At 71.9% G+C, this 19,625-nt stretch carries 18 protein-coding genes and 1 pseudogene; 12 read left to right on the forward strand and 7 right to left on the reverse strand.

All coding sequences use genetic code 11. The annotated features are described in order from the left end of the window. Nucleotides 1-47 precede the first annotated feature (47 nt). Nucleotides 48-1,508: an amino acid permease gene (locus tag ACIQFX_RS18720; RefSeq protein ID WP_402464359.1), complete on the reverse strand. Its 1,461-nt coding sequence runs from the start codon at nucleotides 1,506-1,508 to the stop codon at nucleotides 48-50. 155 nt (nucleotides 1,509-1,663) lie between these two features. Beyond that, the gene (locus tag ACIQFX_RS18725; protein ID WP_402464361.1) at nucleotides 1,664-2,365 is read right to left on the reverse strand and encodes a FadR/GntR family transcriptional regulator; all 702 of its coding nucleotides are present in this window, start codon (nucleotides 2,363-2,365) and stop codon (nucleotides 1,664-1,666) included. Between the two features lie 157 nt (nucleotides 2,366-2,522). On the opposite strand from ACIQFX_RS18725, the gene ACIQFX_RS18730 reads away from it, so the two are divergent. Genes ACIQFX_RS18730 through ACIQFX_RS18740 form a run of 3 tightly spaced genes read left to right on the forward strand, consistent with a single transcriptional unit; the run spans nucleotide 2,523 to nucleotide 4,981 of the window. Continuing rightward, complete coding sequence (locus tag ACIQFX_RS18730; RefSeq protein WP_376484774.1) at nucleotides 2,523-3,047, forward strand: gluconokinase; 525 nt, start codon at nucleotides 2,523-2,525, stop codon at nucleotides 3,045-3,047. A 50-nt stretch (nucleotides 3,048-3,097) separates the two neighbouring features. Next, nucleotides 3,098-4,495, forward strand: coding sequence for a gluconate:H+ symporter (locus ACIQFX_RS18735; RefSeq protein ID WP_402464363.1), 1,398 nt, complete (start codon nucleotides 3,098-3,100; stop codon nucleotides 4,493-4,495). Between the two features lie 54 nt (nucleotides 4,496-4,549). Beyond that, nucleotides 4,550-4,981: an ASCH domain-containing protein gene (locus ACIQFX_RS18740; RefSeq protein ID WP_402464365.1), complete on the forward strand. Its 432-nt coding sequence runs from the start codon at nucleotides 4,550-4,552 to the stop codon at nucleotides 4,979-4,981. Here ACIQFX_RS18740 and ACIQFX_RS18745 read toward each other — a convergent pair. Genes ACIQFX_RS18745 through ACIQFX_RS18755 form a run of 3 tightly spaced genes read right to left on the reverse strand, consistent with a single transcriptional unit; the run spans nucleotide 4,969 to nucleotide 10,432 of the window. Beyond that, entirely contained in the window at nucleotides 4,969-8,328 is a 3,360-nt protein-coding gene (locus ACIQFX_RS18745; RefSeq protein WP_402464367.1) for a HEAT repeat domain-containing protein, read from the reverse strand. The two genes, ACIQFX_RS18740 and ACIQFX_RS18745, sit on opposite strands and share 13 nt — an antisense overlap. Beyond that, entirely contained in the window at nucleotides 8,325-8,744 is a 420-nt protein-coding gene (locus ACIQFX_RS18750; RefSeq protein WP_402464369.1) for a hypothetical protein, read from the reverse strand. Before ACIQFX_RS18750 ends, ACIQFX_RS18745 begins: the two co-directional genes overlap by 4 nt. A 32-nt stretch (nucleotides 8,745-8,776) precedes the next feature. Next, on the reverse strand, nucleotides 8,777-10,432 hold the full coding sequence (locus tag ACIQFX_RS18755) for an FAD-binding dehydrogenase (RefSeq protein ID WP_402464371.1): 1,656 nt from the start codon (nucleotides 10,430-10,432) through the stop codon (nucleotides 8,777-8,779). Nucleotides 10,433-10,526: 94 nt separating this feature from the next. Between ACIQFX_RS18755 and ACIQFX_RS18760 the strand changes: the two genes are divergently transcribed. The 7 genes and pseudogenes from ACIQFX_RS18760 (at nucleotide 10,527) to ACIQFX_RS18790 (ending at nucleotide 14,382) form a co-directional block, all read left to right on the forward strand. Beyond that, complete coding sequence (locus ACIQFX_RS18760) at nucleotides 10,527-11,156, forward strand: TetR/AcrR family transcriptional regulator (protein ID WP_402464373.1); 630 nt, start codon at nucleotides 10,527-10,529, stop codon at nucleotides 11,154-11,156. 21 nt (nucleotides 11,157-11,177) lie between these two features. After that, nucleotides 11,178-11,942 carry a glucose 1-dehydrogenase gene (locus tag ACIQFX_RS18765; RefSeq protein ID WP_402464375.1) on the forward strand — a complete coding sequence of 255 codons (765 nt, stop codon included), beginning with the start codon at nucleotides 11,178-11,180 and terminating at the stop codon, nucleotides 11,940-11,942. 149 nt (nucleotides 11,943-12,091) lie between these two features. After that, a complete protein-coding gene (locus ACIQFX_RS18770; RefSeq protein WP_402464377.1) occupies nucleotides 12,092-12,625 on the forward strand; it encodes an NUDIX hydrolase in 534 nt (177 codons plus the stop codon). A 24-nt stretch (nucleotides 12,626-12,649) separates the two neighbouring features. After that, nucleotides 12,650-13,045, forward strand: coding sequence for a YidH family protein (locus ACIQFX_RS18775; protein WP_402464379.1), 396 nt, complete (start codon nucleotides 12,650-12,652; stop codon nucleotides 13,043-13,045). Continuing rightward, nucleotides 13,042-13,359, forward strand: coding sequence for a DUF202 domain-containing protein (locus ACIQFX_RS18780; RefSeq protein ID WP_402464381.1), 318 nt, complete (start codon nucleotides 13,042-13,044; stop codon nucleotides 13,357-13,359). The genes ACIQFX_RS18775 and ACIQFX_RS18780 overlap by 4 nt, the downstream gene beginning before the upstream one ends. A gap of 203 nt (nucleotides 13,360-13,562) precedes the next feature. After that, a pseudogene (locus ACIQFX_RS18785) lies at nucleotides 13,563-14,030 on the forward strand (FAD-binding oxidoreductase); the annotation flags it as partial. Nucleotides 14,031-14,271: 241 nt separating this feature from the next. After that, a complete protein-coding gene (locus ACIQFX_RS18790) occupies nucleotides 14,272-14,382 on the forward strand; it encodes a BBE domain-containing protein (protein WP_402464641.1) in 111 nt (36 codons plus the stop codon). A gap of 202 nt (nucleotides 14,383-14,584) precedes the next feature. Here ACIQFX_RS18790 and ACIQFX_RS18795 read toward each other — a convergent pair whose 3' ends face one another. After that, nucleotides 14,585-15,514, reverse strand: a complete 930-nt coding sequence (locus tag ACIQFX_RS18795) for an NADP-dependent oxidoreductase (protein ID WP_402464383.1) — start codon at nucleotides 15,512-15,514, stop codon at nucleotides 14,585-14,587. Between the two features lie 248 nt (nucleotides 15,515-15,762). Between ACIQFX_RS18795 and ACIQFX_RS18800 the strand changes: the two genes are divergently transcribed. Beyond that, on the forward strand, nucleotides 15,763-16,674 hold the full coding sequence (locus tag ACIQFX_RS18800) for an MBL fold metallo-hydrolase (protein ID WP_402464385.1): 912 nt from the start codon (nucleotides 15,763-15,765) through the stop codon (nucleotides 16,672-16,674). A 233-nt stretch (nucleotides 16,675-16,907) separates the two neighbouring features. On the opposite strand, the gene ACIQFX_RS18805 is transcribed toward ACIQFX_RS18800, so the two are convergent. Next, a complete protein-coding gene (locus ACIQFX_RS18805; protein ID WP_402464387.1) occupies nucleotides 16,908-18,467 on the reverse strand; it encodes an enolase C-terminal domain-like protein in 1,560 nt (519 codons plus the stop codon). A 130-nt stretch (nucleotides 18,468-18,597) separates the two neighbouring features. Between ACIQFX_RS18805 and ACIQFX_RS18810 the strand changes: the two genes are divergently transcribed. Next, nucleotides 18,598-19,620: a phosphotransferase family protein gene (locus ACIQFX_RS18810; protein ID WP_402464389.1), complete on the forward strand. Its 1,023-nt coding sequence runs from the start codon at nucleotides 18,598-18,600 to the stop codon at nucleotides 19,618-19,620. The last annotated feature ends 5 nt before the right edge of the window (nucleotides 19,621-19,625 follow it).

Genomic DNA, 19,625 nt, shown 5'->3' on the forward strand with positions numbered 1-19,625 from the left:
CCCGCAGGCCGTGCCCGCGGGGGTCCCGTCGTTCCCGTGGGGGACCGTCAGCCCTGCTGCGTCCCGGCGGTCGCGCGGACGCGGCCGCGGACCAGGAACCAGCCGCCGACGAGGGCCGCCGCGATGAGCGGCAGGCAGTTCACGGTGGTGCGGCTGATGCCGCCGTCCATCCACATGAGGACGAGGACGGAGCCGAGGAAGACGATGGTCACGATCTGGGTGTACGGGGCCCAGGGCAGGTTGTAGCCGGGGCGGGTCAGCTTGCCCTGCTTGGCGCTGCGCCAGAAGAGCAGCGAGCAGACCATGATCATGGCCCAGGTGCCGATGATGCCGATCGAGGCGAAGTTGAGGACGAGCTCGAAGGCCTCGCCGGGCATCACGTAGTTGAGGCCGACGCCCATGACGCCGAAGGCGGCGGTGAGGAGGATGCCGCCGTAGGGGACGCCGCCCTTGTTCATCACGCCGGTGAACTTCGGCGCGGAGCCGGAGAGCGACATGGAGCGCAGGATGCGGCCGGTGGAGTAGAGGCCCGAGTTGAGGCTGGAGAGGGCTGCGGTGAGGACGACGAGGTTCATCACGCCGGCGGCGCCGGGGATGCCCAGCTTGTCGAAGACGGTGACGAAGGGGCTCTGGTCGCCCGAGTACGCGGTGTACGGGAGGATCAGCGCGAGCAGGACGACGGAGCCGACGTAGAAGAGGCCCACGCGCCACATGATCGAGTTGATCGCCTTCGGCATGATCTTCTCGGGGTTCTCGGTCTCGCCGGCGGCGACGCCGCACAGCTCGACGGAGGCGTAGGCGAAGACGACGCCCTGGATGAGCAGCAGCATCGGCATCATGCCGTTGGGGAAGATGCCGCCGTTGTCGGTGATGTTGCCGAGGCCGGGGGTGTGGCCGCCGACGTCGTGCGAGGTCACGACGAGGAAGATGCCGATCAGCATGAAGGCGACGAGGGCGCCGACCTTGATGATCGCGAACCAGAACTCCATCTCGCCGAAGTACTTCACGGAGATGAGGTTGGCGGCGAGGACGACCGCGAGGGCGATCAGGGCGAGGATCCACTGGGGGACGTCGCTGAACATCGACCAGAAGTGGGCGTAGGTGGCGGCCGCGGTGATGTCGGCGACGGCGGTGGTCGACCAGTTGAGGAAGTAGAGCCAGCCGGCCGTGTAGGCGCCCTTCTCGCCCATGAACTCGCGGGCGTAGGAGACGAACGCGCCGGAGGAGGGGCGGTAGAGCACCAGCTCGCCGAGGGCGCGCACCACGAAGAAGGCGAAGACGCCGCAGACCGCGTAGGCGATGAAGAGGGAGGGACCGGCCTGGGACATCCGGCCGCCGGCGCCCAGGAAGAGGCCGGTGCCGATGGCGCCGCCGATGGCGATCATGTTGATGTGCCGGGACTTGAGGTCCTTGCGGTATCCGGCGTCGCCTGCGTCGACGTGGGGGGCGGCGGCCGGGTTCGCCGGCGCGGCGGACAGCGGCTCGGCCGCGGTGACGCGGTCAGTCATGGAGTTGTTCGCCTTCGTGAGGGGGAGCGGTGCGGTGCCCGGCCGTGCCCGGTGGGGGGTTTCCCCGGCACGGCCAGCGCACATCCTCACGGCAGGGAGTGACGATGACAGTGGCGCATGTCACTGAACGCCCTTATTTGAGCTAGTTCAGAGCTTTACGGAGCCAATACGTCCAGTTCCTGGAGGGCGCCGACCGCGATCTGCCGGGTGAGTTCCTCGGCGCGGACGGCGTCCCGCTCCCGCACGGCCTCGGCGACCTGGACGTGGAGGGTCACGGCCGCCGGGTCGGGGTCCTCGAACATCACGTGGTGGTGGGTGCGGCCGGTGAGGACCTCGGCGACGACGTCGCCGAGGCGGGCGAACATCTCGTTCCCGGAGGCGTTGAGCACGACCCGGTGGAAGGCGATGTCGTGGACGAGGTACTCCTCCAGGCGCCGACCGCGCGAGGTGGCGACCATCCCGAGGGCCTGCTCGGTGAGCTCGCGGCACTGCTCGGGGGTGGCGTGGAGGGCGGCCAGGCCGGCGGCGACGGGTTCGACGGCCGAGCGGAGCACCGTGAGCGAGCGGAGCTGACGGGGGCGGTCCGCGCCGGCCAGGCGCCAGCGGATGACCTGGGGGTCGTACACGTTCCAGCTGGCGGTGGGGAGCACGGTCACGCCCACGCGGCGGCGGGACTCGACGAGGTGCATGGACTCCAGGACGCGGACGACCTCGCGGACCACGGTCCGGGAGACGTCGAAGCGCTGGGCGAGCTCGTCGGTGCGCAGCACGGTGCCGGGCGGGTACTCCCCCGCGGTGATCGCGAGGCCCAGGGTGGCGAGGACGTGGGAGTGGAGCCCCTGGGCCGGTGTCGTCATGGTGGCAAGCCTATGCGCGCGGGTGCCGGCGATCACACCCGGGAATTAAAAGTACGACTTTTATGTCACAGACTCTTGAATACGTCGTACCCAATGGGTTTCATGAGCGCGACGGATTCACCGGATCGATGTCGAAGAAGACAGCGAGGCACCCCCCATGAGCACCACCCCCCTCACCGCACCCCCGGTCGTCGTCGTCATGGGCGTCGCCGGGACCGGCAAGACCACCATCGGTCCGCTGGTCGCGGAGGCCCTCGGCCTGCCGTACGCGGAGGGCGACGACTTCCACCCGGCGGCCAACGTCGCCAAGATGTCGGCCGGCGTCCCGCTGGACGACACGGACCGGGGGCCCTGGCTCGACGCCATCGGGGAGTGGGCGCACGGCCGGGCCGGGCTCGGCGGCGTCGTGAGCAGCTCCGCGCTGAAGCGGACCTACCGGGACCGGCTCCGTGCCGCCGCCCCCGGGGTCGTCTTCCTGCATCTGACCGGTGACCGGGACCTGATCGAGGGGCGGATGGCCGCACGCAAGGGCCATTTCATGCCCACGGCGCTCCTCGACTCCCAGTTCGCCACCCTGCAGCCGCTGCAGGACGACGAGGCCGGCGTCGCCGTCGACGTCTCCGGCACCCCGGAGGAGATCACCGTCCGCGCCGTCACCGCGCTGCGCGGCCTGCCCGGCTGACCTCTTCCGTCCCCCCGTCCCCCGCTCTCCTGCCCGTACGAAGGACCACCGTGACCAGTCTCAGTGTCGAGATCCTGGCAGCGGACGCCGCCGAACCGATCACCTCGGCAGGCAACGCCCAGCTCGGGATCGCCGTGCTCGCCGGCATCGCCGTCATCGTCCTGCTCATCACCAAGTTCAAGATGCACGCGTTCCTGGCGCTGACCATCGGGTCGCTCGCGCTCGGCGCGTTCGCCGGTGCGCCGCTCGCCGCCACCATCAAGTCGTTCAGCACGGGGCTCGGCAACACCGTCGCCGGCGTGGGCGTGCTCATCGCGCTCGGCGCGATCCTCGGCAAGCTGCTCGCCGACTCCGGCGGCGCCGACCAGATCGTCGACACGATCCTGGCGAGGACCGGCAAGCGGGGCATGCCGTGGGCGATGGTCCTGATCGCCTCCGTGATCGGCCTGCCGCTCTTCTTCGAGGTCGGCATCGTGCTGCTGATCCCGGTCGTACTCATGGTCGCCAAGCGCGGCAACTACTCGCTGATGCGGATCGGCATCCCGGCCCTGGCCGGCCTCTCCGTGATGCACGGCCTGATCCCGCCGCACCCCGGCCCGCTCGTCGCGATCGACGCGGTCGGCGCCAACCTGGGCGTGACGCTGGCACTCGGCCTGGTCGTCGCCGTCCCGACGGTGATCATCGCCGGTCCGGTCTTCTCCAAGTACGCCGCCCGCTGGGTGGACATCCAGCCCCCGGAGAACATGATCCCGGCGCGGCCCTCCGAGGACCTGGAGAAGCGCCCGAGCTTCGGCGCCACCGTCGCGACCATCCTGCTGCCCGTCGTCCTGATGCTGGTCAAGGCGCTCGTCGACATCGTGGTCGACGACCCCGAGAACGGCGTGCAGAAGGTCACCGACGTCATCGGCTCCCCGCTGATCGCCCTCCTCGCGGCCGTCATAGTCGGCATGTTCACGCTGGGTCGGGCGGCCGGCTTCTCCAAGGAGCGGCTGTCCTCCACCGTCGAGAAGTCCCTCGCCCCCATCGCCGGCATCCTGCTCATCGTCGGCGCGGGCGGCGGCTTCAAGCAGACCCTCATCGACATCGGCGTCGGCCAGATGATCCTCGACCTCTCGAAGAACTGGTCGATCCCGGCCCTGCTGCTCGCCTGGCTGATCGCGGTCGCGATCCGGCTCGCGACCGGCTCCGCCACCGTGGCGACGATCTCCGCGGCCGGCCTGGTGGCCCCGCTCGCCGAGGGCATGTCGACCGGTGAGGTGTCGCTGCTCGTCCTCGCGATCGGCGCCGGTTCGCTCTTCTTCAGCCACGTCAACGACGCCGGGTTCTGGCTGGTGAAGGAGTACTTCGGCATGAACGTCGGCCAGACCGTCAAGACCTGGTCGGTGATGGAGACGATCATCTCGGTCGTCGGCATCGTGTTCGTACTGCTGCTCTCGCTGGTGCTGTAGCCCGGCTCCCGCATACGGCTCCGAGGGCCGGTCGTGGCTGACAGACTGTCAACCATGACCGGCCCTCACGCGCTCAAGCCCTTCCTCCTCGCCTTCCCCGGCCCGCTCCGGGACCGGCTCGTCGCCGCCGTCCTCTCCGGCGAGAAGACCGCCACGACCGGGCTCCTCGTGGAGTACGAGGTCGAGAACGAGGACCTGCCCGAGCCCGGCGAGCGCTCGGCACTCATCGACTCCGACGGCCGCGAGGTGGCCGTCGTCGAGGTGACGGACGTCCGGGTCCTGCCGCTCGCCGAGGCCGACCTCCGACTCGCCCTCGACGAGGGCGAGGGCTACCTGTCGGTCCCCCAGTGGCGCGCCGCCCACGAGGACTTCTGGCACAGCGCCGAGATGCGCGAGGGCTTGGGGGACCCCGGGTTCGTGGTGGACGACTCGACGATGGTGGTGGTGGAGCGGTTCAGGGTGGTGGAGCGGCTTCAGGGGGACTGACGATCGAGGACGGTGAGAAGGGTCGCGGCGCAGTCGCGGATCACCCGGTCGTCGCGCTCGACGGTTCGGCGGAGGAGCGAGAGGAACTCGGGGTCGTCGCGACGCAGGTCGGCAAGGACGCGGAGGGCGGTGAGCCGGACCTCCGTGTCGGAGTCGTGGTCGAAGCGGTCCTGCACAGTGGCGGCGATGTCCGGATCCCGGGAACCCCCTCGGAGCGCGTCGACGAGACCCTGGAGGGCGGCGTGCCGGACCTCGGAGCTGTCGTCGTGCACAGCGCGGTCGAAAACCAAACCCACGGCGTCCGGATCAGCACCGTACTTCGTCATGAGCCAGAAGAACGTCCCGGCTCTGACAGCTCCGTCCGGATGGTTCGTTGCCCGGTCGATGAGCAGGTCCCGTGTACTGTCGGGCTCCACGTCCATCAACATGTACAGGGCATGGGTGCGGATCTCCTCGCTCGGATCGTGCAGGAACCTGTCGACGAGGACGTCCCGCTTGGTCGGGGGGTCATCCGCGAGCTGCACGGTGAGTGTCAGCGCGAATTCCCGGACGTCGTCATCCTCGTCTCGCGCCAGGCGGTCCGCCACCAGTTCGGCGAATCTCTCGTCGCGGTCACCCGCCGCGAGGCAGCGCAGCGCGGCGATCCTGACCTCGGGTGCCGCGTGTCCGACGAGTTCGCCCAGGAACGCGTGCGCGCCGGGGGCGTCCGACCCGATCGAAGCGACGGCATCGATGGCGGCGGCCACGACGTGAGGGCTCTCGTCGCTCACCAGCCGCTCCCACACGAGCGCCCGAGCGGCCGGAGCGTCGGCCACCCCCTGTTCCAGAGCGGACAGCGCCCTGGCGCGCGTGTCCGCGTCCTCGTCCCCGAGGTCGTCTCGCACCATCGCCATGGCCCGCGGCGAGCAGCCGAGAAGCCGACTGACGGCATACTGACGCACCGCGGGGTAGGGGTCGTCGAGGGCCCTCTCGATGACGGCACGTACGTCGGGAGTGAACAGCGTGTGGCGGGCCACGTACTGAAGGGCCGCGAGCCTCACCCGAGGGGAGGCGTCGTGGGCCAGGCGCTCGACTGCCAGGCGCAGCGTCCACTCGGGGTCGACTTCACGCTCGTACCCCAGCCGCGTCAGCAGGCTCGTCCGCACGGATGCGCTCGCGTCCTCGCGTACACAGCACGCGATCGCCTCCAGAGGTCCGCGTTCGCTGCCCTTCCGCAGGAGGAGCAGCCCGGCGGCGGCGATCCTTTCCAAGGGGTCGTCACTCGTACCCATCGTCTTGGCCAGGTGCACGGCGTGAGGCGTGCCTTCCGGCGCTCCCAGGTAGAGGGAGATCTCCATGGCCAAGTGGGTCGTGGAGTTGACCGACGGAGCCCTGCTCCCGCTCGACTCGGCGCCGCTCCGGCTCCCGAGCCACCGCAGGCACTCGTCCCTGCCGGCCCAGTTTCCGCCGATGGCCATCAGTACCGGGCCCAAGGCGCCCACTGAGTCGTACGGATAGAAGAAGGTGACCCCCAGTGCTCCGGCGAGGTCGAAGAGCCGGATCACCTCCCTCGCCATCGCCCTGCTCTGCGGGGCGAGCGCGCCGAGCCGTCGCACCTCCGCGAGGCAGCGCGCCACGAAGAGCACCTCGACGAACGCCCGGTCGCCGCGCCCCCCCAACGGCACGGCGATCGCGCGTGGTGCCAGTAGCCGGTCGATGATTCCGGCCACGAAACGCTCGTCGAGCAGGCCGACGAGGAGGAGCAGGATCTCCTGCCAGGTGGGGTCGTGGACCTTGGTCGCGAAGAGGTCCTGGAGGTCGGTCTCGGAGAGACTGCGTTCCTGGTTGAAGCGGTGGGCCAGGTCGGTGGCTGCCAGGTACTCCAGGAACGTGCGGTGGACGAAGCCGTAGATCTCGCCGCCGTAGCGGCTGAGGATGAAGTTGCGGTGGCGGAACTGGTCGAGCATCACGCGGGCGGCGGGGGCCGCGCGGTCCGGTGGGAGGGCGTAGCGGTCCTTCAGGTACTCCTCGAAGCTCTTCAACAGGTCCGGGCCCGCGATGTGGTTGCCGGCGACGCCGCCGTGGCCCTCCTGCATCTGGCGGGCGATGAGACGGAGGAGTTCGCGCTTGTCCTCGGGGCCGAGGTACGGGAGGTGCTCCTCCACCTGGCGGTCCTTGAGGTACTTGCTGGGGTCCCAGTGCTCCACGAGGACGTCGACGGCGTGCTCGTACACCGTGCGCCGGTCGCGCGGGAGTTCACGGCGGCGGCCGATGATGGCGAGGATCGTGAGGATCAGGGGGTTACCCGCCAGTTCACGGACCGAGGTCGACGCGTCGACGGCCGTGGTGACGCGTTCGACGAGTTTCAGGGCCTGGTCCGGCTCGTCCGGGCACGCGAGGGCGAACCACTGGTCCGCGAACGCGCCGATCTGTGCTCGGTCGAGGTCCTGGAGCATGAAGTTGTCGAAGCCCGCGCCGTCCAGGACGGCCCGCTGGTACCCGTAGCCGCGTGAGGTGACGACGATCCGGGCGCGGGGGTGGCGGGCCGCGAAGCCCGCGATGCGGCGGGTGACCGCGTCCCGGACGTCCTTCTCGAACAGTTCGTCCAGGCCGTCGAAGATCACGAGGGCGGTGTACGGGCCCTCCCCCGCCAGGAGCGTCGTCAGCGTCTCCGGCGGAAGCCCCAGGCCCTCCGTCGCGTGCTGGTGGACGAGGTAGTCCTCGAAGGTCCGCTCGCGCCAGGCGGGTTGCGCGTACTCCCGCAGTTCGACGATCAGCGGGAGACTGCCGCGCAGGGTGTCGAGGCCTTCGGGGGGTTCGGGGGAGGTGAGGACGAGTGCCAGGTAGCGGGCCAGGGTGGACTTGCCGGAGCCCGGGTGGCCGAGGAGGACGACACGGTCGTGCCCGGGCGTCGTCAGGACGTCGAGTACGGGGAGCGGCGGCCGCTCCTTGTAGGCGCGGCGGACGCGGTCGACCGTCGCGCGGTCGATGCCGGGCGGCAGGTCGTGGAGTTCGGCCTCGGCCGGGTCCATGAGGCGGCGCAGGAGTTCCTGGGGCAGTTCCACGGGCGGCGGGTCGGCCCGTACGGACTGGGGGACGAAGACGTCCCGCAGCTGGAGGACGGGGCGCTCGTCCTGCTCCCGGAGCGGGGTGAGGACTTCCAGGTCGAGGCGGCCGTAGCGCTGGCGGACGCGGGTGGCGTAGGCCTCGCGGGCCGACTCGATCTCCGGCGCGACGGGCTGGGGCGGGACGGATCCGATGGTGAGGTGGATGTCCCCCCGGACCTGGCTGATCTGGGTGAGGGGCCCCTGGACGGTTGCTTCGGACGCGGTCTGGAGTGCCTTCCGGCGCTTGAAGAAGCCCCTCACGGCGTGGAGGAGGTCGGCGGTTCGATGTGGACCGAGCCGCCCACCCCGTCGATCTGGTGGAGGTCCCCCGCCGTTCGGACGCCGTGGGCCGACTGCGTTCCGCCGCCTTGCCCCTCGGCGGGGGCGGCCGTCGGCGGGCTGCCCGTGCCGCCGCCTCCGGACGTGATGACCACGTCCCCCTTGACGTGGGTGATCTGATGCAGCGATCCCCCGGTGACGGCGTGGTCCGCCGACTGCGCGGGGCCCCGGTTGAGGAGGCCCACGAGGGTCAGCGCGAAGCCCGCCACCGTGAAGAACAGGCTGAGGACGCTACTCCACTTGTCCGCCGCGTCCAGGCCCTGCAGGACCAGGAAGACCGCCAGGCCGCCCAGAGCCAGGACCGCCCCGACGAGCGTGAGCACCACACGTTTTGTCACCTCGTCATTTTGCCTCGGCGCGGTGCTCCGCGTCAGCCCACCGCCTTCGCCGCCGCCCGGCCCGCGGCGCGGCCCGAGAAGATGCAGCCGCCGAGGAAGGTGCCTTCGAGAGCGCGGTAGCCGTGGACCCCGCCGCCTCCGAAGCCGGCCGCCTCGCCCGCCGCGTACACGCCCGGCAGCGGTTCGCCGGTCTCCGTGAGGACGCGGGAGGACAGGTCGGTCTCCAGGCCGCCCAGGGACTTGCGGGTGAGGATGTTGAGGCGGACGGCGATCAGCGGGCCCGCCTTCGGGTCGAGGATGCGGTGGGGGGCGGCCGTGCGGATGAGCTTGTCGCCGAGGTACTTGCGGGCGCCGCGGATGGCGGTGACCTGGAGGTCCTTGGTGAAGGGGTTGGCGATCTCGCGGTCGCGGGCGGTGATCTCGCGGCGGAGGGCCGTCTCGTCGACCAGGTCCTCGCCGGTGATCCGGTTCATGCCGCGGACGAGGGCGGAGAGGTCGTCCTCGACGACGAAGTCGACGCCCTTGTCCATGAACGCCTGGACGGGGCCGGGGACGTCGGCGCGGGCGCGGCCGATGACGTCGCGGACGGACTTGCCGGTGAGGTCGGGGTTCTGTTCGGAGCCGGAGAGGGCGAACTCCTTGCCGATGATCCGCTTGTCGAGGACGAACCAGGTGTGGTCGTGGCCGGTCCGCATGATGTGTTCGAGGGTGCCGAGGGTGTCGAAGCCGGGGAAGAGCGGGACGGGGAGCCGCTTGCCGGTGGCGTCGAGCCAGAGGCTGGACGGTCCGGGGAGGATGCGGATGCCGTGCCGGGCCCAGATGGGGTCCCAGTTCTCGATGCCCTCGGTGTAGTGCCACATCCGGTCGCGGTTGATGTGGTGGGCCCCGGCCTTCTCGGCGATGCCGAGCATGAGGCCGTCGACGTGGGCGGGGACGCCGGAGAGCATGCGGGCGGGCGGGGTGCCGAGCCGGGCGGGCCACTGGGAGCGGACGAGGTCGTGGTTGCCGCCGATGCCGCCGGAGGTGACGATCACGGCCTGGGCGCGGAGCTCGAAGGTGCCGCTGGGCGTGCGGGTGCTGGCCTCGCCGCGGGCGACGGAGGAGGGTTCCAGGATCTCGCCGGTGACGGTGTCGACGGTCCCGGCCGTGCGGCCGAGGCCGGTGACGCGGTGCCGGAAGCGGAGGTCGACGAGGCCGCGGGCGGCGCCTTCGCGGACCTTCCGCGCGAAGGGGGCGACGAGGCCGGGGCCGGTGCCCCAGGTGATGTGGAAGCGGGGTACGGAGTTGCCGTGGCCGTTGGCGTCGTAGCCGCCGCGCTCGGCCCAGCCGACGACGGGGAAGAAGCGCACCCCGCGCGCGTGGAGCCAGGAGCGCTTCTCGCCGGCGGCGAAGTCGACGTACGCCTCGGCCCACTCCCTCGGCCAGTGGTCCTCGGTCCGGTCGAAGCCGGCGGTGCCGTACCAGTCCTGGAGGGCGAGGGCGTGGCTGTCCTTGACGCGCATCCGGCGCTGCTCGGGCGAGTCGACGAGGAAGAGCCCGCCGAAGGACCAGTGGGCCTGGCCTCCGAGGGACTGCTCGGGCTCCTGGTCGAGGAGGATCACGGTGCGGCCGGCGTCGACCAGCTCGGCGGTGGCGACGAGTCCGGCGAGGCCGGCCCCGATCACGATCACATCAGCGTCGTAGGACATGGACCGCATCTTGGATACACGCATGTATCGAGTCAACCGTTTCGCCGCGTCCGGAGCCCTCCCGTTTTCTAATGCCCAGCATTAATATGGAGGTATGGCAAGGACGTCGGGACCCGAGACCCGGGACAAACTGATCCGCGCGGCGGAGGAGCTCTTCGCCTCCCGGGGCGTCGACGGCGCACAGCTGCGGGACGTCGTGGCCCTGGCCGGGCAGGCGAACCCCTCCGCGGTGCAGTACCACTTCGGCTCGCGCGCCGGGCTGCTCGACGCGGTGATGGCCGGCCGCCAGGCACGTACGGAAGAGGTGCTCACCCCCCTCTTCGAAGCTGCCGGCGACGAACTGAAGGGCCTGGTCGCCGCCCTCGTCACCGCCGAGGCGAGCGAACTGCGCACCGACCGCGGCCGCCGCTGCCTGCGGATCTCCGCCCAGCTCAGCCACGAGAGCGGCGTGCGGACCCGCACCCCGCATCCCACGCTCGCCGGCACCGTCTACTGGCGGCTGATCGAGCGCGTCGCCGACCGCCTCGCCGCCCTCGGACTGCCCGAGCCGCTCCTCCTGGAGCGCCTCGACCTGGCGCTCACCGTGGTGGGCGCGGCCATGGCGGACCGGGCCCGGCAGTACCTCGACGGCACCGAGCCCCTCACCGGCGAGCCGCTCTTCCTCGCCGACCTGGTCGAGACCACCACCGCGCTGCTCCGGGCCGCACAGCCCCGGAGCCTCTGAAACACCCCGAAGGGACCCTTCATGAACGACCTCACCGGCAAGACCGTGCTCATCACCGGCGGCGCCCGGGGCCTGGGCGCCGAGGCCGCCCGGCAGGCCGTGGCCGCCGGCGCGAACGTCGTCGTCACCGACGTCCTCGACGAGGACGGCAAGGCGACCGCCGACGCGCTCGGCGAGCGCGCGCGCTTCTTCCACCACGACGTCACCTCCGAGGAGGAGTGGGCGGCGGCCGTCGCCCACGCGGTGGCGGAGTTCGGCGGACTGCACGGCCTGGTGAACAACGCGGGCATCTCCACCGGCGCCTTCCTGGAGACCGAGTCCGTCGAGCACTTCCGCAAGGTCCTCGACATCAACCTGACCGGCGTCTTCATCGGCATGAAGGCCGCGATCCCCGCCATGAAGGAGGCCGGCGGCGGCTCGATCGTCAACATCTCCTCGGCCGCGGGCCTGATGGGCCTCGCCCTCACCGCCGGCTACGGCGCGTCCAAGTGGGGCGTGCGCGGACTGACGAAGATCGGGGCGGTGGAGCTCGGCACGGCCAAGATCCGCGTCAACTCCGTCCACCCCGGCATGACCTACACGCCGATGACGGCGTCCGTCGGCATCGAGCGCGGCGAGGGCAAGTACCCCAACACGCCCATGGGCCGGGTCGGCGAGGCCGACGAGATCGCCGGCGCGGTCGTCTTCCTGCTCTCGGACGCCGCCTCGTACGTGACCGGCGCCGAGCTCGCGGTCGACGGCGGCTGGACCACCGGCCCGACGGTCAAGTACGTCATGGGGCAGTGACGGACCCGCTACGTGATGGGCGGTGGCGGACCCGCTACAACATGGGGCGGTGGCGGACCCGCTCCCCCGGCCGGTCCGGCGCCCACTCCCCCGGCCGGTCCGCCGTCCGGCCCTGGTTGTCCGCCGTCCGGCCCTGGTTGGATGGCGGCATGAGTGCCGCTGAAGAGATCCTCGACGTCGTCGACGAGCACGACCGGGTGGTCGGACAGGCCCCGCGCGGTGAGGTGTACGCACAGGGCCTGATCCACCGCTGCGTCTTCATCCGCGTCCGCGACGCCGAGGGCCGGATGTTCGTCCACCGCCGGACGCCGACCAAGCTGGTCTTCCCCTCCCTGTACGACATGTTCGTCGGCGGCGTCGTCGGCGCGGGCGAGTCCTACGACGACGCGGCGCTCCGCGAGGCCGAGGAGGAGCTGGGCGTCTCCGGGCTGCCCCGGCCCGAGCCGGTGCTGAAGTTCCTGTACGACTCCGGGGGCGTCGCCGGCAAGTGGTGGTCGGCGGTGTACGAGGTGCGCTGCGGACTGCCGGTGAACCCTCAGGTGGAAGAGGTCGCCTGGCACGACTTCCTCACGGACGACGAGGTGGGCGAGCGGATCGGCACCTGGGAGTGGGTGCCGGACGGGCTCGCCGCGTACGAGGAACTGCGGGCCCGCGAGGCCGCCACGGGCGGCCGGGCGGGCTGATCACCCGGCCGTTAGGGTGCACGTGTGAGCGATTTCGTGCAGACCCTGCGGCTCTGGTTCGCGCCGCAGCGGGTCCGGGACGAGGGCGAGACCCCCGACTACCGCTTCTCCCTCGCCAACGAGCGGACCTTCCTGGCCTGGATCCGGACCGCGCTCGCGCTCGTCGGCGGCGGATTCGCCGTCGACCAGTTCCTGCCCGACCTCCGCTGGGGCGTGCGCGTCGGGCTCGCGCTCGCGCTCCTCGCCGGCGGCGTCCTCTGCGCCCTGCGCGCGGTGAACCACTGGGTGCTCTGCGAACGGGCGATGCGCCGCGGCGAGGACCTCCCCGGCTCCCGCTTCCCGGCGGTGCTGAGCCTCGCCGTGGCCGGAGTGGCGCTCGCCATGGTCGTCCTCGTCGTCTTCGGCTGGGCCGGACGGTGACCGCCTCCGGCGAGGTCCGGGATCCCGGACTCCAGCCGGAACGGACGCGGCTCGCGTGGCGGCGCACGACCCTGTCGTGCACGGTCGTCGCGGTCCTCGCCGTGAAGCTCACCGTCAGCGACGAGATCGGCGCCAAGGAGCTGACCGGCCTCGCCCTCTCCGCCCTCGTCTGGATCGCGTTCCTCGCCGTGGCCCATCGCAGGATCCGCGCCCTGGACGCGGCACGGCCGGGCCCCCTCTCCCACCGGGGCGCGCTGCTCGCGGTGGTGTGCACGATCGCGCTGGCCGTCTTCGGGGCGGCGCTGATCTGGTGAGGGGTTGGTCGGCCGAATCGCCTGCCGACGGGTCCGGCCGCATCGCCTACCGGTGGGTCCGGCCGCATCACCTACCGACGGGTCCGGTCGCATACTGACGGCGTACAGCAGGGCGGCCGGAGGCCGCGTCGGTCGAGCCGGGCCGTGCCCGCGCCCGAGGTCGTGCGGCCGCCGTCGTCGACGGCTCACCAGGGACCACGACCATGACCACCACCCGCCCCACCCCCACCGACCGCATCCCCGGCTTCCAGGGCGAACTCGTCGGGCCCGCCGACCCGGACTACGACACCGTCCGCCGGTGCTTCAACCGGGACCACGACCAGCACCCCACCCTGATCGCGCGCTGCACGGGCCCCGAGGACGTACGCGCCGCCCTCGGGTACGCCCAGGAGAACGGCCTCGGGATCGCGGTGCGCGGCGGCGGGCACGCCACCGCCGGCTTCGCCTCGTGCGAGGGCGGCCTCGTCGTCGACACCAGTCCGATCAAGCACGTCGAGATCGACGCCGAAGCCCGGACCGGCCGGTTCGGCGCCGGCCTCACCTGGGGCGAACTGGACGCGGCCGCGGCGGAGTCCGGACTGGCCGTGACCGGCGGGCGGGTGTCGGACACCGGGGTCGCGGGTCTGACACTCGGCAGCGGATCCGGCTGGCTGGAACGGATGTACGGGCCGTCCGCCTGGAACGTGGTCTCCGCGCAGGTCGTGACCGCCGACGGGCGGATCCTCCACGCCGACGCCGAGGAGAACGCCGACCTCTTCTGGGCACTGCGGGGCGGCGGCAACTTCGGCGTGGTCACCGAGTTCGGCTTCCGGCTCCACCCCGTCGGCCCCCTCATGTACGCCGGGATGACCCTGCACCCCCGCTCGGCCGCCGACGCCCTCGAACTTCATCCTCAGCGACGAGGGCACCCGCCTGCAGGCCTCGTACGGCCCGGAGAAGTACGCCCGCCTCGTCGCCCTCAAGGACCGGTACGACCCCCGGAACGTCTTCTCCCGCAACCAGAACATCCCGCCCAGCGGGTGAGCGCGCGGTCGGCGTGGGCGGGAGGACGGGGGCATCCGGGGCGGCTCCGGGGGCGCGTCCGGGGCGACTCCGGGGCGCGTTCGGGACGGCTTCGGGGGGGGTGTTCGGGCGGGGCGCTTGGCCTAGGGGGCGTCTTGGCGTGCCAGGCCTCGCGAGCCCGGCCTGACCGACCGCGAGCCCGGCCTGATCGACAAGGCACCCCTCAGGGGACCGTCACGACGACCTTGCCGTTGAGGCCGCCCTCGGCGTTGGCGCGCTGCGCGTCCGCCGCGCGTTCCAGGGGGAACGTCCTGGCCACCCGTACCGTCACGACGCCCTCGTCGACGAGGTCGGCGAGGACCGCGAGGTCCGTGGGGTCCGGCCGGACCCAGAAGTAGCGGCCGCCGAGCGCGAGGACCTCGCCGTCGGCGATCGAAGCCAGCCGCCCGCCCGGCGCGAGCAGCCCGGCGGACAGCCTCAGGTACGGGCCGCCGATGGTGTCGAGGACCGCGTCGAGGCCCAACGGGGCGAGGGCCCGGACCTGGTCGGCGAACGTCGCCTCGTCGTAGCGGACGGGCTCGGCGCCCAGCGCCGCCACCTGTTCGAGACCCGCCTCCCGCGCCGCGCCGATCACCCGGCAGCCCAGGTGCCGGGCGATCTGCACGGCCAGCGACCCGACCCCGCCGGCCGCCGCGTGCACGAGCACGGTGTCACCGCGACCGACGAGCAGCGCCTGGTGGAGCACCTGATAGGCCGTGAGACCCACCAGCGGCAGCGCGGCAGCCTCCTCGAAGCCCACCGTGCGGGGTTTGCGGGCGAGCGTACGGACGGGGGCCGCGACGTACTCGGCGAACGTGCCCCGGGACAGGAAGTCCTCCCGGACGTACCCCATCACCTCGTCGCCCTCCGCGAACTCCGTGACCGAGACGCCGGGCCGTACGACCACCCCCGAGACGTCCCAGCCGGGGACGACGGGGAAGACCGCGTCCATCATCCCGTCGAGGTACCCCGCCTGGCACTTCCAGTCGACCGGGTTCACCGACGCCGCCCGCACCTTGACCAGCACGGCGTCCGGCCCGACCTTGGGATCCGGCCGCTCGCCGTACTCCAGCACCTCGGGACCGCCGTACCGGCTGTAACTGATCGCCTTCATACCCCCGACCCTCGACGGGGCCTCGGATGTCCGCAACTCGGGGGAAGAGTCCTGGGGGGGCTGGGGCTGGGGCTTGGACTTGGGCTTGGGCTGGGGCTTGGGCTGGGGCTTGGACTTGGGCTGGGGCTTGGGCTGGGGCACTCGATCCCTCGGGCCCTTGCGGACCCGTCCGTTCCGACTTTCCCCCGGTCGGGGCCGACTGGCACGCTTCCCTCCTGTCCAATCGGGCTCTCAACCGGGGGAATGCCTTGTCTGCCACCGATCCCTATGTCGTCCCGCTCGCCCCGAACGTCCACGCCTACGTCCAGCCCGACGGCGGCTGGTGCCTCAACAACGCCGGATTCCTCGGCGACGCCGACGAATCACTCCTCGTCGACACCGCCGCCACCGAACGCCGGGCCCTACTCCTCCGCGACGCCGTCCTCGCGGAAGGCCTGCCCCTGCCGTCGACCATCGTCTCCACGCACCACCACGGCGACCACACCTACGGCAACGGGGTCTTCCACCCCCGAGCCCGGATCATCGGCCACGAGAACTGCCGCTCCGAGCAGCTCACCGCCGGCCACCAACTCCACCTCCTGTGGCCCCAGACCGACTTCGGGCGCGTCGACATCCTCCCCCCGTCCCTCACCTACCACGACCGCCTCACCCTCCACGTCGGGGACATCGAGGTACGCGTCATCCACCCCGGCGCCGCGCACACCACCGGCGACTCCATCGTCCACCTCCCCGACCACGGCGTCGTCTTCACCGGCGACCTCGTCTTCCACGGCGGCACCCCCTTCCTCCCCATGGGCTCCCTCGCCGGCTCCCTCCGCGCCCTCGACCTCCTCCGCTCGCTCGACGCGCCGACCGTCGTCCCCGGCCACGGCCCCGTCACCGACCCCTCCTCCTACGACTCCACCGAGCGCTACCTCCTCTGGGTACGCGACCTCGCCACCACCGGTCGCACCAAGGGCGCCACCCCCCTCGAAACCGCCCGCTCCGCCGACTTCGGAGAATTCGCCGCCTGGCGCGAGAACGAGCGCCTCGTCGCCAACCTCCACCGCGCCTACGCCGAACTCGACGGGCTCCCCGAAGGCGCCCCCCTCGACCCCGTCGCCGTCTTCGGCGACATGGCCGCGATGAACGGGGGCGTGCCGGTGGCTTGCCACGCGTAAACCGCGCCGAACGCTTGCGGGGGGCTGCGTCTGGAGCCGTTGCACGCGCCCTGCGGCGCAGTGCGTACGCCCCTCCGTCCCGCCCGGCCCGCCTCCGTCCCGCCCGGCCCGCCTTCGTGCGGGCCCACACGGAGGTGGGCCAGGGTGGCGGGCGCAGCCCACGCGGAAGTGGGGCGGGCCGGCGCGTGCCCACACGAGGGGTGGGCCGGGGCGGGGCGGAGGGGCGTGCGGGGTTACCAGTGGCCTTGGGTCCAGGTGGGGTCGGCGGAGCGCATGGCGGCGGTGTCGTCGCGGTTGTGGTGGGTGCCGTCGTCGGTGAGCCAGCGGTGGTGGAGGGCGGCGAGGGCGGGGCGGTCGAGGTCGATGCCGAGGCCCGGGGTGTCGGGGACGGGGAGGTGGCCGGAGTGGAAGGCGGGGCGGGGGGTGATGACGTCTTCGGTCTGCCAGGGGTAGTGGGTGTCGCAGGCGTGGTGGAGGTCGGGGAGGGTGGCGGCGACGTGGGTCATGGCGGCGAGGCTGATGCCGAGGTGGGTGTTGGAGTGCATGGAGAGGCCGATGCCGTAGGTGCGGCAGAGCGCGGCCAGTTCGCGGGTGCGCTGGAGGCCGCCCCAGTAGTGGTGGTCGGCGAGGACGATGTCCACCGCGCCCTTCGCGAAGGCTTCGGGGATCTCCTCGAACGTCGTGACGCACATGTTGGTGGCGAGCGGTACGTCCGTGCGGGCGGCGATGCGGGCCATCGCGTCGGTGCCGCTCGACGGGTCCTCCAGGTACTCCAGTACGTCCCCCAGTTCGCGCGCCACCGCGAGTGAGGTCTCGACGGACCAGGCTCCGTTGGGGTCGAGGCGGAGGGGGCGGCCGGGGAAGGCCTCGGCGAGGGCGCGGATCGCGGCGATCTCGCGTTCGGGTTCGAAGACCCCGCCCTTGAGCTTGAAGGAGCTGAAGCCGTGGAGGCGTTCGAAGCGGCGCGCCTGGGCGACGATGCCCGCCGGGTCGAGGGCCGCGCCCCAGTCGTCCATGGGCGCGGCGCCGGGGTGGGTTGCCCAGCGGTGGAAGAGGTAGGCGCTGTACTCGACGGAGTCGCGTACCTTGCCGCCGAGCAGGGCGTGGACGGGCAGGCCGAGGGTCTTGCCGAGGGCGTCGAGGCAGGCTGTCTCGAAGGCGGAGACGACGGAGAGGCGGAGTTTGGCGGCGGTCCGGACACCGCGCAGGCCTCCGGCGTCGACTCCCGCGTCCGTGGCGGGCGACGGCGCACTGGCGCCCCCCGACAGCGCACCGGTGGCGGGCGACGGGCCTCCTCCAGCCCCTGACAGCGCACCGGTGGCGGGCGAAGGAGCTCCGGCAACCCCTGCCGACGCACCCGTCGCAGGCGGTAGGCCGCCGGCGCCCCCTGCCGACGCGCCGGCCGCCGGTGACGGCCAGGCGGCGACGCCTGCCCACGTCCAGGCACCGCCCCCCGACGACGGCCCGCCCGCCCTCTCCACCGCCGTCGCCGTCGCTGCCCCATCCGCCTCCGCCTTCTCCGCCGCCGCGCAGACGGCTTCCGCCAGGGCGAACAGGTCGTTCACGTCCGTGATCGAACGGCCGGGGAGGGCCTCGGCGAGGGGTTGGGCGAGGTTCAGGTAGACGTGGTCGCCGTAGGTTTCGCCGAGGCCGGTGACGCCGGCGCGGGTGACGACTTCGACGACGAGGCGGGGGGTGTAGGGCTGGTGGACGCCCTGGAGGTTGAGGAGGGGTGGGTCGGAGATGAGGATCGGGGTGAGTCGGACGTGGTCGACGATCAGCTTCGAATCCATATGTGAACTGTATTCAGGGATGGGATCAGGGGCCAAGGGGAGAGGAGCTCTTTCATGACGCACCCTGGACGACATACCGACTGGTCGGTCATGATGAGCGCGATCGAAGCCGACCCGGAGGTACGCACTCATGAGTTCCGCCCCGCTGCCAGGACTCGACCCGGAGCAGCTGCGCCGGTTCCTCGACAGGGAGCGGCCCGGCCTGGTGGCCGGCCCTCTCGAAGCGCGGTTGATCGAGGGTGGCCGGTCGAATCTGACGTACGTGGTGAGCGACGGGAGCGGGCGCTGGGTCGTGCGCAGGCCGCCGCTCGGGCACGTGCTGGCGACGGCGCACGACATGCGGCGCGAGCACCGGGTGATCAGTGCGCTGGCCGGGACCGGGGTGCCGGTCCCCACGACGGTGGTGCTCTGCGAGGACGAGTCGGTGCTCGGGGCGCCGTTCTACGTGATGGAGTTCGCGGACGGGACGCCGTACCGATCGGCCCGCGAGCTCGCGCCGCTCGGCCCCGAGCGCACGCGCGCCGCCGTGCTCGGTCTCGTCGACACGCTCGTCGACCTGCACGCGGTGGACCCGGCGGCGGTCGGACTGGGCGACTTCGGCCGGCCGGAGGGCTTCCTCGACCGGCAGCTGCGCCGGTGGGGCAAGCAGCTGGACGCCTCGCGCGGGCGGGAGCTGCCCGGCATCGACGAGCTGCACGCAGCCCTGGGCCGCGCGCTGCCCGCCTCCCCGCCGCCCACCGTGATCCACGGCGACTACCGGCTCGACAACGTCCTGATCGGCGAGGACGACCGCATCCGGGCCGTCCTGGACTGGGAGATGTCCACGCTCGGCGACCCGCTGACCGACCTCGGCCTCCTCGTCATGTACAGCACGCCGCTCGACCTGCCGGGCTCCCCGCTCTCCACCACCGCGACGGCCGCCGGGCATCCGACCGCCGCCGAGCTGGTCGAGCGCTACGCGGCCCGCTCGGGCCGCGACACGTCCGCCCTCGCCTGGTACACGGCCTTCGCCTGGTTCAAGCTCGCCGTGATCCTCGAAGGCATCCACTACCGCTACACCCTCGGGCAGACCGTCGGCGCCGGCTTCGACCGCATCGGCGAACTCGTCCCCGTGTTCATCGAGCACGGCCTCACGACCCTTCAGGAAGGCTGATCCGC

Source organism: Streptomyces sp. NPDC093089 (genome assembly GCF_044754405.1).
GTDB lineage: Bacteria > Actinomycetota > Actinomycetes > Streptomycetales > Streptomycetaceae > Streptomyces.